General features: G+C 50.1%; 12 protein-coding genes. 5 read left to right on the top strand and 7 right to left on the bottom strand.

Features of this window, described 5'->3' with window-relative positions; translation table 11 throughout:
- Positions 1 to 2: 2 nt before the first annotated feature.
- Complete coding sequence (locus CHK_RS06650) at positions 3 to 692, bottom strand: response regulator transcription factor (protein ID WP_046443250.1); 690 nt, start codon at positions 690 to 692, stop codon at positions 3 to 5.
- A complete protein-coding gene (locus tag CHK_RS06655) occupies positions 692 to 2,242 on the bottom strand; it encodes a sensor histidine kinase (protein WP_046443251.1) in 1,551 nt (516 codons plus the stop codon). Before CHK_RS06655 ends, CHK_RS06650 begins: the two co-directional genes overlap by 1 nt.
- Before the next feature lie 270 nt (positions 2,243 to 2,512).
- Between CHK_RS06655 and CHK_RS06660 the strand changes: the two genes are divergently transcribed.
- Positions 2,513 to 3,172, top strand: a complete 660-nt coding sequence (locus tag CHK_RS06660; RefSeq protein WP_046443252.1) for an SGNH/GDSL hydrolase family protein — start codon at positions 2,513 to 2,515, stop codon at positions 3,170 to 3,172.
- A gap of 130 nt (positions 3,173 to 3,302) precedes the next feature.
- Here CHK_RS06660 and CHK_RS06665 read toward each other — a convergent pair whose 3' ends face one another.
- Together CHK_RS06665 and rho are read right to left on the bottom strand one after the other, a co-directional pair.
- Positions 3,303 to 3,647 (bottom strand): TIGR04076 family protein, encoded by a 345-nt coding sequence (locus tag CHK_RS06665; protein ID WP_046443253.1) that lies wholly within the window; start codon positions 3,645 to 3,647, stop codon positions 3,303 to 3,305.
- A gap of 224 nt (positions 3,648 to 3,871) precedes the next feature.
- Entirely contained in the window at positions 3,872 to 5,470 is a 1,599-nt protein-coding gene (gene rho / locus CHK_RS06670; RefSeq protein ID WP_046443254.1) for a transcription termination factor Rho, read from the bottom strand.
- A 407-nt stretch (positions 5,471 to 5,877) separates the two neighbouring features.
- Between rho and CHK_RS06675 the strand changes: the two genes are divergently transcribed.
- From CHK_RS06675 to CHK_RS17010, 3 genes are all read left to right on the top strand, one after another.
- Positions 5,878 to 6,156 (top strand): DUF4190 domain-containing protein, encoded by a 279-nt coding sequence (locus CHK_RS06675; protein WP_046443255.1) that lies wholly within the window; start codon positions 5,878 to 5,880, stop codon positions 6,154 to 6,156.
- A 151-nt stretch (positions 6,157 to 6,307) separates the two neighbouring features.
- Positions 6,308 to 7,090 (top strand): prolipoprotein diacylglyceryl transferase, encoded by a 783-nt coding sequence (locus CHK_RS06680; protein ID WP_160295606.1) that lies wholly within the window; start codon positions 6,308 to 6,310, stop codon positions 7,088 to 7,090.
- Between the two features lie 327 nt (positions 7,091 to 7,417).
- On the top strand, positions 7,418 to 9,922 hold the full coding sequence (locus CHK_RS17010) for an FILTED domain-containing surface protein (protein ID WP_131924740.1): 2,505 nt from the start codon (positions 7,418 to 7,420) through the stop codon (positions 9,920 to 9,922).
- 55 nt (positions 9,923 to 9,977) lie between these two features.
- Here CHK_RS17010 and CHK_RS06690 read toward each other — a convergent pair whose 3' ends face one another.
- The 3 genes from CHK_RS06690 to CHK_RS06700 form a co-directional block, all read right to left on the bottom strand.
- Positions 9,978 to 11,462 (bottom strand): DUF1846 domain-containing protein, encoded by a 1,485-nt coding sequence (locus CHK_RS06690; RefSeq protein ID WP_046443257.1) that lies wholly within the window; start codon positions 11,460 to 11,462, stop codon positions 9,978 to 9,980.
- 163 nt (positions 11,463 to 11,625) lie between these two features.
- Positions 11,626 to 12,294, bottom strand: a complete 669-nt coding sequence (locus CHK_RS06695; protein ID WP_052740431.1) for an MBL fold metallo-hydrolase — start codon at positions 12,292 to 12,294, stop codon at positions 11,626 to 11,628.
- A 55-nt stretch (positions 12,295 to 12,349) separates the two neighbouring features.
- Positions 12,350 to 12,784: a YwiB family protein gene (locus CHK_RS06700; protein ID WP_082103439.1), complete on the bottom strand. Its 435-nt coding sequence runs from the start codon at positions 12,782 to 12,784 to the stop codon at positions 12,350 to 12,352.
- A 304-nt stretch (positions 12,785 to 13,088) separates the two neighbouring features.
- On the opposite strand from CHK_RS06700, the gene CHK_RS06705 reads away from it, so the two are divergent.
- A complete protein-coding gene (locus CHK_RS06705) occupies positions 13,089 to 13,262 on the top strand; it encodes a zinc-ribbon domain-containing protein (protein WP_046443259.1) in 174 nt (57 codons plus the stop codon).
- The last annotated feature ends 8 nt before the right edge of the window (positions 13,263 to 13,270 follow it).

A 13,270-nucleotide genomic window follows, 5' to 3' on the forward strand; every position in this document is an offset into this window, starting at 1 on the left:
CGCTATGCCCGGAACCGGTATCCCGATCCCCATACGGTTTCGATGTATTTTTCTTCCCCATTTTCAATTTTCTCACGTATCCGGTTAATGTGCACCGTTACAGTTGCCGTGTCCCCAAGGGACTCCATATCCCAAATCCGGTCAAACAGTTTTTCCTTACTGAATACGATATTCGGATTCTCCGCCAGAAAAATAAGCAGCTCGAATTCCTTATTTTTGAGCGTTACTTCCTCCCCCTGCACAAAAACCCTGCGCGCATCTGCGTCGATCCTGAGCCCTCCTACGGTAATAACCCGTCCGGCCTGCGGCTTTTCCTGCGTTTGCGTCAGCCGTTCAAAACGTGCGATGTGGGCCTTTACCCGCGCGACCAGCTCGGAAGGACTGAAAGGCTTCACCATGTAATCGTCAGCGCCCAGGCCCAATCCGCGAATCTTATCAACATCGTCCCGCCTTGCCGAAACCATGAGCACAGGCGTATCTTTTTCCGTCCGTAGCCGCCGGAGCACCTCAAACCCGTCCATGCCGGGCAGCATCACATCAAGCACAATAAGCGCGTACTCCTGCTTTTTTGCAAACCGCAGGCCTTCATCCCCGCAGGCGGCTGTCTCCACCGCAAATTCGTTCGCTTCGAGGTAATCCCGTTCCAGTTCCGCAATGCTTTTATCGTCCTCTATGATCAATATTTTTTTCATTACGACCTCCCTGTTTCCGGCAGCACGATCGTCACGATCAGCCCAAGCTGCGGGCTGCCCTTGGCAACTACGCGTCCGCCCACGCGTTCGACAATCTGCCTGACGATTGATAATCCAAGCCCGCTTCCCTTTTCCGTGTTGCTGCGCGCGGGATCGGTACGGTAAAAGCTATCGAATATTTTCTCTTCCTCCGTGCTTTCAATCCCAATTCCATTGTCCGCAAACCGAATCACAGCATACGCATCTTCGCTCGTCAGGCTGATTTTTATTTTCAGCTTCACGCCCTGCTTCCGGTATTTTACACTGTTATCCACAAGGTTTGACAGCACGCGGTCAAACTGCAGCCTGTCTATTCCTGCATAAACAGCCCTGTTGCATTCGTTCTCAAAGGACACCTCCGCGCCGTCCTTCTCAAGCTTGATCCGAAGGCCTGCACAATATTCCTTCAGATATGCGCCGAGCTCCACCGCTTCCATGTGAAACGGCTCTTTTTCCATATCGAGCTTGGAATACAAAAACAGGCTTTCCACCATTTGTTCCATGTCGGCCGCCCGGTCGTAAATCGTCTGTAAATAATGCCTCTTTTTTTCAGGCGTATCTGCGATCCCTTCCATCAGGCCGCTGGCATATCCCTTGATCGACGTGATCGGTGTGGAAAGGTCGTGCGAAATTCCCGCTACCATTTTTTTGCGTTGCTGCTCATATTTGCGCTGCATAACCATGGACTCCCGCAGACGCAGGCGCATTTCGTCAAATTCCTCGCAAACCTGTCCAAGCTCGTCGTTTGAAACGTATCCGACAGGACTGTCAAGGTTTCCATTACGCACCTGCACGGTTGCGGCGGAAAGCCTGCCAAGCGGTATGAGGATGCTGCCGGAGAGCTTTTTTGACAGCCATATCCCCGTAATTACGATGATCACAATCGCCGCGCCAAACACAGCCACCAGTATCAATTTCAGGTAATCCTTCATTTCCTCATAGCTGTAATATTCGCCGTTTTCATACAAAAACCCCGGCGCGGACGCTTCGATCAGGTACTCGCTTCCATCAGGCGTGCGTAAAAGCTCACGGTACGCAAAACCGTCCTGTGTGCGGCTGAACAAATGCCCATCGCCGCCTGCTAAATTCCGAACCTCGCTTCGCACCTGCCCCGCTGTCTTTCCCGGCGATACATAAAGCGCGCGCCCGTCCGATTCGATTGCCACGCTGATCCCCATCTGTTCAAGTTCCCCGCAGATTTCAAGCAATGCGGAGCCTTCTTCAAATGCCCTGCTGTTTTCCACAATATCCTCGCTGACCGAATCCATCATAAGCTGCAGCTGGTAATTCGTGGTGGTTCCACTCAGCTTCTCCACAGCGGCAATCGTAAAGCTTGAACCCGCACCGGCGAGGATTCCGATCAAAATCCCCACCATAATCACGACCACAAGAGCCACCGGTATTATGATCATCATAAAATTGGTAAGCGTTATTTTTTTATGTAACGGCAAATCGCGCAGCTTCAAATTTTTATGTTCCTTCCCTGTTGTTTCCTTCTTACTGTATAGCATAAAAGCCGCCTGAATACAAGTATTACCACCTATATACGCGTCCTGAAAATATATCGCGCGGCATTGCCATCCCGTTGATTTTGATGTATCCTTATGATGTAGTAATTAAAAGAATGAGACAAAACATTTGTCGGAATTTTTTTGCTGGCGCAGCATACAGCCTGCATGATTGTCCTGATCATTATTCAAAAGGCTGAAAAAGGAATAAATGGCGCCTGTTGTAAGATACCGGCATTCATAATCCAATCATAATCACAGGAGATTTTGACGATGAAAACAATTCTTTGTTATGGAGATTCCAACACCTGGGGATTTGATCCTGACGGTCACAACGAGGAAGCGGGAACCGAAACCCGATTTCCTTACGACGTTCGCTGGACGGGCGTACTGCAAAAGAAACTTGGTGCGGATTACCTTGTATGCGAAGAGGGGATGAACGCGCGAACCACTGTGTTTGACGATCCCATCTGCCCCTACCGCAACGGGCTTGCCTATATCACGCCCTGCCTGCTTTCCAAAGCGCCGGTTGACCTTATTATGATCATGCTTGGAACCAACGACGTCAAAGTACATCTTCATCAAACGGCCTCCACTATTTCCAAGGGCCTCGAGCGCATTGTCACCACTGCGCAGGATCCGGTCTTTGGGGTAAATGGCAAGGCGCCGGAAATATTGATCGCAGGCCCGATCGATGTAGGCCGGAAGGTCGGCACGCGCTGGACCGGGGCTTATTACAATGAAGACGCGCATACGCTGATGAAGAAACTGCGTCCGCTCTACGAAAATATAGCGCGCATCCACGGATGCCACTACATCGACGCTTCCCTGTATGCACAGCCAAACGAAGCCGATTACCTGCACATGGACGCGCAGGGGCACGCAGCCTTTGCGCAGGCTGTAGCGGGCAAAGTAAAGGAAATCCTCGGCTGACCAAAGCAAACCGCGGGCATTTTGCCTGTTATTTTATGAAAAAGCTCCGGCTGCTGTTGCATTCGGAGCTTTTAAATCCTTACAATATTATACAAACGCGCCGCAAAACCGGCAGCACAAAAAGCGCAGGCTATTCCACCGGATCGTAATCGATTTTTGACTCCTCGTCCGTTGCTTCTATTTTAAATATGACCGGACGCAGTCCGTCGTTACAACTGCAAATCGCCACGCCCGGTTTCCTGATCCAGTCCCCATAATAAAAGAGCCCGTCCTTTGCGCCGTGCGAAAGGGCAAACACATATTGGTAAATAGCTTTCCACGCTTCGTCGCACAACCCTTCCGGTTTTGCATAGTCCGCATAAAATACTTCCCCTGCCCTGTGCATTGGGCAGGCTGTCAGGCCTTCCACGCCATATTCCTTTGCCAGTTCCTCATCCAGCGTTTTTTTCAGAACGGTAATCTTACATTTTTTCATTTTTCCTGATCCTTTCCGCTGACTTCCATCCATAGCTCACCCTCGCCCGGCATATACGGCCACCGCCTTGTTATCTGCACCATCCTTAGAAACACGCCTTTCTCAAATGTAAAAATGGCAGAAGGTTTTCTTCCTCCTGCCATCCGTTTCCATAGAGAATACCTGCGTACCGATTACAAGCAGGAATACGGTTATTCGCCCTTTTGCTTCCCATCCAAGGCGGCTTAATACCTACTGTTTCCCGAACGCGAGTTATAGCCTTCCTTTTCCCAGATACGGAACCACTCGTGCAGCCTCGCCAAAAACTCTTCGTTTGTCTGCGTACGCACGATCATACCGATCAGCTGCTCCGTAACCTCTGTCGTATTGCCGGAGGAAAGGGCCTTCCTGAGCGCCCACGTACCCTCGAGCTCCTTCTGGGACAACAGCAGATCCTCACGCCGCGTACCGGATTTCGCAAGGTCCACCGCAGGAAAAATACGTTTTTCCGAAAGCTTGCGGTCAAGGTGGATTTCCATGTTGCCAGTCCCTTTAAATTCTTCATAAATGATCTCATCCATGCGCGAGCCCGTCTCTACAAGGGCCGTTGCAATGATGGTCAGCGATCCGCCGCCTTCAATATTCCTCGCCGCACCGAAAAACCGTTTGGGCTTATACAGCGAAGCGGGATCAAGACCGCCGGACAGCGTCCTGCCGGAAGGCGGGACAATCAGGTTGTATGCGCGTCCAAGGCGCGTAAGGCTGTCGAGCAGGATCACAACGTCGCGCCCATGCTCTACCAGCCGCTTTGCACGCTCGATCACCATATCCGAAACGCGCGCATGGTTTTCAGGCTTTTCATCAAATGTCGAGTAAACGACTTCCCCTGCAATCGACCTTTGCATATCCGTCACTTCCTCCGGACGCTCGTCGATGAGCAGAACAAGGAGCTCCACCTCAGGGTAATTTGTTGTAATGCTGTTTGCGATCTTTTTCAGCAGGATCGTTTTACCTGCCTTTGGCGGTGCGACAATAAGTCCGCGCTGCCCTTTACCGATCGGCGATATCAGGTCTATCATCCTGATTGCAAGGTCGCGCGACGCACGCACGTTCTCGAGCGTAAACCGCTCCTCAGGATAGATTGGAGTCAATTCCTCAAACGGCCTGCGCGTCTGGCAGTTCTCTACCGGCTCGCCATTCACAGTTTCAATATACAGCAACGCGAGCAAACGCTCTCCGTCCTTGGACGGACGCGTCTTCCCATACACCTTATCGCCTGTTTTCAGGTTGAATTTCCTGATCTGGGCCTGGGAAACATATACGTCCTTTGTGCCGGGCAGGTAATTTTCGCTGCGCAAAAAACCATACCCCTCCGAATGCACCTCCAGGATGCCGTTTGCTTCCTTGCATTCGCCGGTATTCAGGATTTCATTGACCGCATCGTTGTTCGGCACATATTCAATAATCCTGCGGCGGCGGGAATCATGATGCTGTTCTTCCTCATCCTGTCCGTCGTCGCTCAAATCCTGCATTTCAGGTTTTTCCGATGGTACCGGCTGCGTTTGCTCTTCCACCGGCGCTTCCACTTTGGGGGAACGCGCAGTACGCCTGCGCTTTTCCACAACCTTTTCAGGTTCCGCCGGAGCCTCAATGGCCACTTCCGGCGCCACGGCCTGCATCAGTTCTTCTGCCTGCGGCGTTTCTTCCGGCTCATCCTGCTCCAGCTCAAGCAATTTCCCGAGCAAATCGGCTTTTTTGTACTTGGTTGGGGACTTCACGCCAGCTAATTTTGCAATCTCCCGCAGATCAGCTAAGCTTTTCGATTCTAGTAAACTGGTATCCACAAAAATACGCTCCTTAAATATGATAAAAATATGAAAAATTTTAACAAACTATTAATCAAATAATTGAAAAAAAGGAAGAAAGTGACAAAAATACATTCGCAAGAAAGACGGCCGGATCTCCGTCTGAATAAATTTCCACTATCTGTCTTCCTTTATTATGCTAAAAAACAGCAGTTTTGTCAATGAAAATCAACTTTTTTTATTCGAATATATACATAATATACTGCTTTGCCACAACTGAAACAAAAATTTCACTAAAAGTTCATATTTTACGTGTTTTTTCGATGAATCGATTTGACTTTTACGGGGTTTTCCCTATATAATATAGTTGGAAAGAAGAGGGAGTTATTTCCTGTTTTTTCTGGAACTATATACCATAATAAAATATATATCACGGAGGTATCATTATGGAAAACAACAACAACACACTCGCAATCGTATCGCTTGTACTCGGTATCGTTTCGGTCATCTTCGCATTCGTATTCGTATGGGTTGGCCTTATCTGCGGTATCGTTGGTCTCATTCTTGCTTCCAAAGCAAAGAAGCAGAACCCCAACGGCATGGCGACGGCAGGCTTCGTTCTTTCTTTGATCGGCCTGATCCTTTCCGTCATCCTGGTCATCGTTGCACTTGCTTGCGCAGGCATGATCATTGGTGGTATGGCAGCAGCAGGAATGCTTTCCTAAGCGCATTCTGGAAATTAACAGGCAAGCCTTTCATGGTTTGTCTGTTTTTTTATCCTGACACTGCGCGCTCGCGCGCAAATAATATTTTCCCGGATACGGCCGCTCCTGCCGGATGCAGGGGCGGTAATGAGGTAATAATGATATGCACCCTATGATAGAACTTTTTGGCCAGCCCATTTCCACCTATGCCGTTATGATCATAATCGGCTTTGCCCTTGGCGTCGCCGTGGCGCTTTTCCGCCGAAAGATTAATGGCATGCGGGCTGACGATGTCATCGCCTGCCTTGTACTTACCGCCGCGGGCGCAATGCTTGGCGGAAAGTTTTTCTATATGGCGCAGGGATTTCCGCAATTTTTGGAGCTCGCACGGACTACAGGCTATACGTTCCTTCAATATTTCAGCGAAGCAGGGCTTGTGTATTACGGCGGTTTTATCGGCGGCATACTGTTTTTGCTGCTCGCCGCAAAAGTCGTCAGGGTTCCTGCATGGTCGATGCTCGATACGGTGCTTCCTTCCGTTCCCCTTGCCCACGCCCTCGGGCGGGTTGGCTGCCTGTTTGCAGGCTGCTGCTACGGCCTTCCAAATGATACGTTTGGTTTTTATTTCAACGCCTCTCCATTTGCGCCGCACGATGTACGCCTTCTTCCTGTGCAGCTGATCGAGGCCATATGCGTATTCGGCCTGTTTCTCTTTATGGTCTGTTACGGCAGGAAAAAACGCGCGCCCGGAAGGATTCTTTCGATCTACCTGATTGGCTACGGAATCATCCGTTTTATTCTCGAATTTTTCCGCTACGACGCATACAGGGGCATCTATGGGGAATTCTCCATTTCCCAGTGGATCAGCCTTATCCTGATTGCGCTCGGGCTGTTTTTTGTATTCCTCTACCCGCGGCTTTCCAAAAAGGTCTCGCCGGATAAAGCAAAGTCCTGATAAGTCCTTTGCGCTTACCGGGACGCTTCGCTGCATTCCAGGCAGCAACAAACAAATACCCTGCATACAAAACCGCAAATGCGGTTTTTTTTGTGCCTTGATACAGATGGTATCATATTCGATTTTATCCTGAAAATATAATACACAAGCAAAAAAGATCTGCAAAACATGCTTTTTATTACCGGTTTTGTGACCGGTGCGGAATAGAATGGATATATAGAAAATTCAAATGAGGTGGAATAAATATTGAAACTCAGAAACCAAAAAAGAAATAGGAACGGGAAAAAATTACGGCTGAGAATTTTATCTCTCGGTATCATTGTTGTTATGGTCTTCGGATTTAGCGGCGTTGCCTTCGCCGCCGACTGGTATCTCGACGACGGAGACATCAGCGTTGAAGCCGGTGAGGGCGGGCATAACGTAACCCAGAATAATACGACACAGTGGGACGATACAGAGGTTGTGATCAAGCAGCATGACAACGAAGTCCCAACAGATCATACGCTTACCGTAAAGGGTGACGAAGACAACAAAGCGCAGGTAACGCTCGACGGCGTCAATGTAGAAGCAAAAGACGGACAGGCCGGTATCAAGGTGGAAGGCGACGCAGAACTGAACCTCGCGGAAGGCTCCGAAAACAAAGTGACCGGCGGAAAGAATGCCGCAGGCGTCGAAGTGGAGGATGGAGACAGCGTCACAATCAAAGGCGACGGCAGCCTGACGGCGAATGGCGGGCAGGATGCAGCCGGGATTGGCAGCGGCAACAGCCAAAACGCCGGCGACATCACGATTGAAGAAGGTACGGTTAACGCAACCGGCGGCGGATATGTGCAGGGCAACGGCGGCGGTGGCGCAGGCATTGGCGGCGGCGCAAGCGGCCATGGCGGCACGGTTACCATCGACGGCGGAAATATCACCGCACAGGGCCAGGGCGGCGGTGCAGGCATCGGCGGCGGCTCCAACGGATATAACAGAGAAACAGGCAACGGCGGTACTGTCGTCATCAACAATGGAACGGTAAATGCAACCGGCGGCCTTCAGGGCGCGGGCATTGGCGGCGGTTTCCAGAGGACAGGGGATGTAACGGTCAACGGCGGCAAAGTCAACGCGCAGGGCGGTAATGGCAGCGCGGGTATTGGCGGCGGCCTCTACAACTGGGGCGATACCAATAAGGTAACGATCACTGGCGGCGATATCACCGCAAACGGAGGGAATTCAAACGGTGCAGGCGGTGGCGCAGGGATTGGCAGCGGCGCAAGAGGAAGCAGCGACGGTACCGGCGGTACCATCACCATCAAAGGTTCCGCAACCATACGCGCGACTGGCGGCGAGGGCGGCGCAGGCATCGGCGGCGGTGCAAAACAGGGCAGTGGAACGATCGCAATCTTAAACGGCGTTATCAGTGCAATCGGCGGCAATAACGCGGCAGGTATCGGCAGCGGTTCGGACGGCGTTGCGGGTATCATCACGATCAGCGGCGGCAAGGTCAATTCCACTGGCGGTTCAGGCGGCGCAGGCATTGGCAGCGGCGCAAGGGGAACATTCGGCACGATTGAAATTGGAATGGACGCATCCGTTACGGCAGTCGCGGGAGCGGGCGCCGCAGGCGTGGGCGGCGGCAGTTATTCAAAATCAGGCGGTACGGTTATTGTCAAGGAAGGCGCTAAGGTATATGCTTTTTCAGACGGAACCCAAAAATGGGCCATCGACGTTTCCGCAAGCGATCTGTCAGCCGTCGAAAATATGCTCAACGGCAGGTTTGACGGTATCAGCGCATCAGGAAAAGTCGATGATACAACGGCTCTTCCCCTCGGTACCGAGGTTTCGCTCGACATTGTAAATGAAAACGGCGAAATAATCGATACCATTACCTTGCCTGTATTTGTAGAGAACAGAATCGTTAAAGACGAAAACGGGAAAACAATATGGGAAAACGGCGAACCAAAAACAGAGCAGGTATTCCATACCTTCCATTCTTTTGCGCTTCAGCTTCCTGACGGCGCATACTATATCAAAAACAGCGACGGACAGTATGACGGAAAATTTACGGATTATCCGTTTGACCTTTCGGATTTAAGCAATAGAGGCATGTTGTTTGTTGTAGAAAACGGGCAAATGAAAAACTACGACGAGATACGGTTTACGGACGCGAATCCGCTCCCTACACCCACGCCGGAGCCTACGCCCACACCGGAACCTACGCCTGCGCCGGAATTAATCCCCGGGACAACAGAGTCGCAGCCCCCGGTTGGCCCCGGCGCACCGGTTGTTCCTGCAGCGCCGGATGCGGCAGTGCCTGTAGCGGCAGTTGTACCGGAAGCGGCAAATCCTGTTGCATCGGCAGAAGCGCAGCCTGAAAGCACAACCATCCCGGATAATCAAACGCCGCTTGCAGGCACAGGTACAAACGATACCAGCCAGCCAGCGGAAACCATCCCCGAAAACCAGACGCCGCTTGCAGGCGGGCTTAGCGGATCGTGGGCATTGCTGAATCTGATTCTTGCAATCGCGACGGCAGTCGTTATGCTCGTCCTCCTGATCGGCTACTTCTTTGGAAAGAAGAAAAAGAAGGAGGATGAAAATGACCAGCAGGATGAAAACGGGAAGCTGAAACGAAAGGGAATTTTCCGTGTTCTCAGCATTCTGCCCGGAATTGGCGGCATCATAGCGTTTATCCTGACGGAAAACATGAACAATCCGATGATTTTCGCAGACCAGTGGACGCTCCTGATGATAGTGATCGCATTCGTACAGGCTATTTTCACAATATTCAGCGTCAAAAAGCGCAAAGATAAAGATGACGAGACGCCGGAACCTCAGGTTCAGGCCTGACGGGAACCGACAAAAAAGCGACGGCAATTTGCCGTCGCTTTTCATTTGCTTCTATTTATACGTAATATAAATCCTTGGACGGATAAGTCGGCTCGCACGTCAGGTTGATGTTGAGCTTTTTTAATATGGATTCGTCCACCTGCGTCAGCATGCACGTAGAGTGCACCTCGCAGCCTGCAAGCTCCTTCAGCTTCTCCATCCCCACCTCTGCCATGGGGTTCATCGCCGCACTGATGGAAAGCGCGATCAGCACATCTTCAATGTTCAGGATCGGATCGAGCTCCTGCAACGCAGAGCTCTTGAGTTTCAGGATCGGCTCCAGTACCATTGGAGCAATCAGGCGAATTTCATCCGCAATATTGCCAAGCTGCTTGACCGCATTGAGTACCATACTGGAAATGTTGTTCATCAGCTCCGTCGTTTTTCCGGTCACAATGGTGCCGTCCTGCATTTGGATTGCCGCGGCAGGCACGCCTTCTTTTTCCGATTTCCTGAGCGCCGGCCCAACCACCGCGCGGTGATCCGGCTCAAGCTCAAGCTGCTTCATCAGCATCAGGTTTTTTTGCAGCGCATCCGGCGAAATCAGTCCCTTTTTAAAATCGCACTGCGCGTTGTAATAACGGCGGATCACTTCCTGACATGCGGCCTCACGGCACACTGCGTCGTCTGTGATTGCATAGCCCGCCATGTTCACACCCATATCGGTTGGCGACTGGTAATAATCCTTATTGCCGGTTATTTTCGCGAGGATTGTTTTTACAATCGGAAACGCATCAATATCGCGGTTATAGTTGACCGCCGTTTTGCCATAAGCTTCCAAATGGAACGGATCGATCATATTCACGTCGTTGAGGTCGGAGGTCGCCGCCTCATAGGCCATATTCACCGGATGCTTCAGCGGAAGGTTCCAGATTGGGAAGGTCTCAAACTTTGCATAGCCGGCTTTTGTGCCCTTTTTGTACTCATGATAAAGCTGTGAAAGGCAGGTTGCCAGTTTACCGCTGCCCGGTCCGGGCGCGGTCACCACAACAAGCGGGCGCGTCGTCTCGATATACGGATTCATGCCATACCCCTCGTCGCTCACAATCAGCTCGATTTCCGATGGATATCCCTTTGTGTGTTTATGGATATACGTTTTAACACCGCGCCGTTCCAGCTTTTGCCGGAACATATCCGCCGCCTGCTGCTCGGTATACTGCGTGATTACGACGCTGCCAATCAAAAGCCCCATGCCACGCAGGTTATCAATCAGCCTCAAAACGTCAAGGTCATAGGTAATCCCAAGGTCGGCACGGATTTTGTTTTTTTCAATATCCCCCGCATTGATGCAAAAAATGATCTCCGCCTGATCCTTAAGGCTTTGCAGCAGCTTTGCCTTTCCGTTTACGTCAAATCCGGGCAGCACGCGCGACGCATGGTAATCGTCAAACAGCTTGCCTCCAAACTCAAGGTACAGCTTGCCCTTGAAAAGCTCGATGCGCTCCAAAATCTTTTCTGTCTGCTTCTTGATGTATAGCTCGTTATCAAACCCGGTTTTCATTGTAAAGCCTCCTCATTGAACCTCTTCCTTCCCACGTGCTTACCCACATACTTAAACAAAACGATACGCACCTGCCAGCCCATGCCCGCAGATGCGCATCCTTAAAAAATCCTCTTGAACAGCATATTAACAAATCGCCGTGCCCGTTTGCCGCATAAAAATATTAGCAGCTTGTGCACTCCATCACAACAATCCTGTTGCGTTTTTTGAGGTTATCTGCCGTAATGTCAAATACCCCGCCCCCAAGGCGCGAAACGTCGTATTCCCTGCTTGACGCACGCGCCAGAAAATCATGCGCGCTCGCAAGTTCGGTCATATTGAGCGTACCGGTCAAATAGTGCATTGGGATGGTGATATTCGCATGAATAATATCCATAATGTTAAGCGCTCCCTTTGCATCCACAGTGTAAAAACCTCCCACCGGGATCATCAGGATATCGATCTTGCCAATTTTTTCAAAATATGCAGGCTCCGGCATTGCGCCAACATCGCCCATGTGAAGCAGCCTCATTCCGTCCGTTTCTATCACATAGGTGATCACGATACCGCGCTGCTTTCCCTGCTCTTCGTCGTGAAACACAGGAATCCCCGTAATTTTCACGCCATCCACCTCATAGCTTCCCTCTTTTTCAATCACCGTACTTTCTTTGGGAAGCGCGTCAATATACTCCTGGTTGCGGTGATCAAAATGATCATGCGTAATCAGGACAATATCTGCGGGTTTCGTTGCGACTTTCAGTCCGATCGTATTGTCATACGGATCGATGATAATCGTTTTCCCATCCTTTGTTGTAAGATAAAAGCACGAATGTCCAATCCATTCCATCAACATTGTATCAATCCTCCTTGGCTACCTCAAACTCCTGAAAAATTTATCCGCGGCAACTTTATGCCTTCGGTATTTTTTTGTAATTGATATTCAGCTTGTTGACCGCCTGCTGGTCGCCGATACGGATCACATACTCAAGGTCAATCTTTCCGCTCTCTTCCGATACGTCGCTCAATATCTGCGTGGGCAGCACCGACATCTGCATCATGCCAAACGGCGTTTCATACGCTGTCTCAAAAACGCGGCTTTTCAAAAACACAAACTCCGTTTCTACGGGGCCGGTGCGCTTAAGCTGCACCCTCTCGCCTTCCACCGTAAGCAGTGTTTTGGTGTTTCCCATACCCGAAAGCTCGCTTTCGTCGTACTCTATGATATATTTTCCGTCCGAATGCGTCAGCATTCCTTCGGTATAAAGCTCCATCGTATTACTGTCCTGCTCGTCCGCTTGCGTGCCACGGATGTTGACCATAATATTCTGTCTCGTAACCGTCATAACCAATCTTTATCTTTCTGCTCCAAACCTGCATGGGTAAAGGCTTTTTCAGGCTTTGGAGGCTTCTTTGCTCTATAAAAAATAACATATACCCATGATATATTATTTTTATTATAACACAAATTTTTGACACAGAAAAATATTTTCACAGAAAAAACTGATTTTTATTGTCATTTCCGCATTTTCTGTGCTAAAATACAATCAGAAAAAGAACCAAATTTTAAAACTTGCCTTCGAAAGATTTTTGGGGGAAATTTTTAAGCCGGTCTCTTTTCCCAAAAATTTTTAGGAGGATGCTATTACCATGGCAGACAGAACGTTAACTTGTAAAGATTGCGGCAACGAATTTGTTTTCACAGAAGGCGAACAGGATTTCTACAAAGAAAAAGGATTCGAAAACGATCCGGTCAGGTGCCCGGCTTGCAGAAAAGCAAGAAAGCAGCAGAGAAATAACTTCAGAAGAGGTTATGACGACTAAACATAAGA

Source organism: Christensenella hongkongensis, from assembly GCF_000981035.1.
Taxonomy (GTDB): Bacteria; Bacillota; Clostridia; order Christensenellales; family Christensenellaceae; genus Christensenella; species Christensenella hongkongensis.

Bases quoted from the DNA above. Each gene is read 5' to 3' on its own strand.
- CHK_RS06650 (WP_046443250.1), bottom strand. From the start codon at position 692: ATGAAAAAAATATTGATCATAGAGGACGATAAAAGCATTGCGGAACTG.
- CHK_RS06655 (WP_046443251.1), bottom strand. From the start codon at position 2,242: ATGCTATACAGTAAGAAGGAAACAACAGGGAAGGAACATAAAAATTTG.
- CHK_RS06660 (WP_046443252.1), top strand. From the start codon at position 2,513: ATGAAAACAATTCTTTGTTATGGAGATTCCAACACCTGGGGATTTGAT.
- CHK_RS06665 (WP_046443253.1), bottom strand. From the start codon at position 3,647: ATGAAAAAATGTAAGATTACCGTTCTGAAAAAAACGCTGGATGAGGAA.
- CHK_RS06675 (WP_046443255.1), top strand. From the start codon at position 5,878: ATGGAAAACAACAACAACACACTCGCAATCGTATCGCTTGTACTCGGT.
- CHK_RS06680 (WP_160295606.1), top strand. From the start codon at position 6,308: ATGATAGAACTTTTTGGCCAGCCCATTTCCACCTATGCCGTTATGATC.
- CHK_RS17010 (WP_131924740.1), top strand. From the start codon at position 7,418: ATGGTCTTCGGATTTAGCGGCGTTGCCTTCGCCGCCGACTGGTATCTC.
- CHK_RS06690 (WP_046443257.1), bottom strand. From the start codon at position 11,462: ATGAAAACCGGGTTTGATAACGAGCTATACATCAAGAAGCAGACAGAA.
- CHK_RS06695 (WP_052740431.1), bottom strand. From the start codon at position 12,294: ATGTTGATGGAATGGATTGGACATTCGTGCTTTTATCTTACAACAAAG.
- CHK_RS06700 (WP_082103439.1), bottom strand. From the start codon at position 12,784: ATGACGGTTACGAGACAGAATATTATGGTCAACATCCGTGGCACGCAA.
- CHK_RS06705 (WP_046443259.1), top strand. From the start codon at position 13,089: ATGGCAGACAGAACGTTAACTTGTAAAGATTGCGGCAACGAATTTGTT.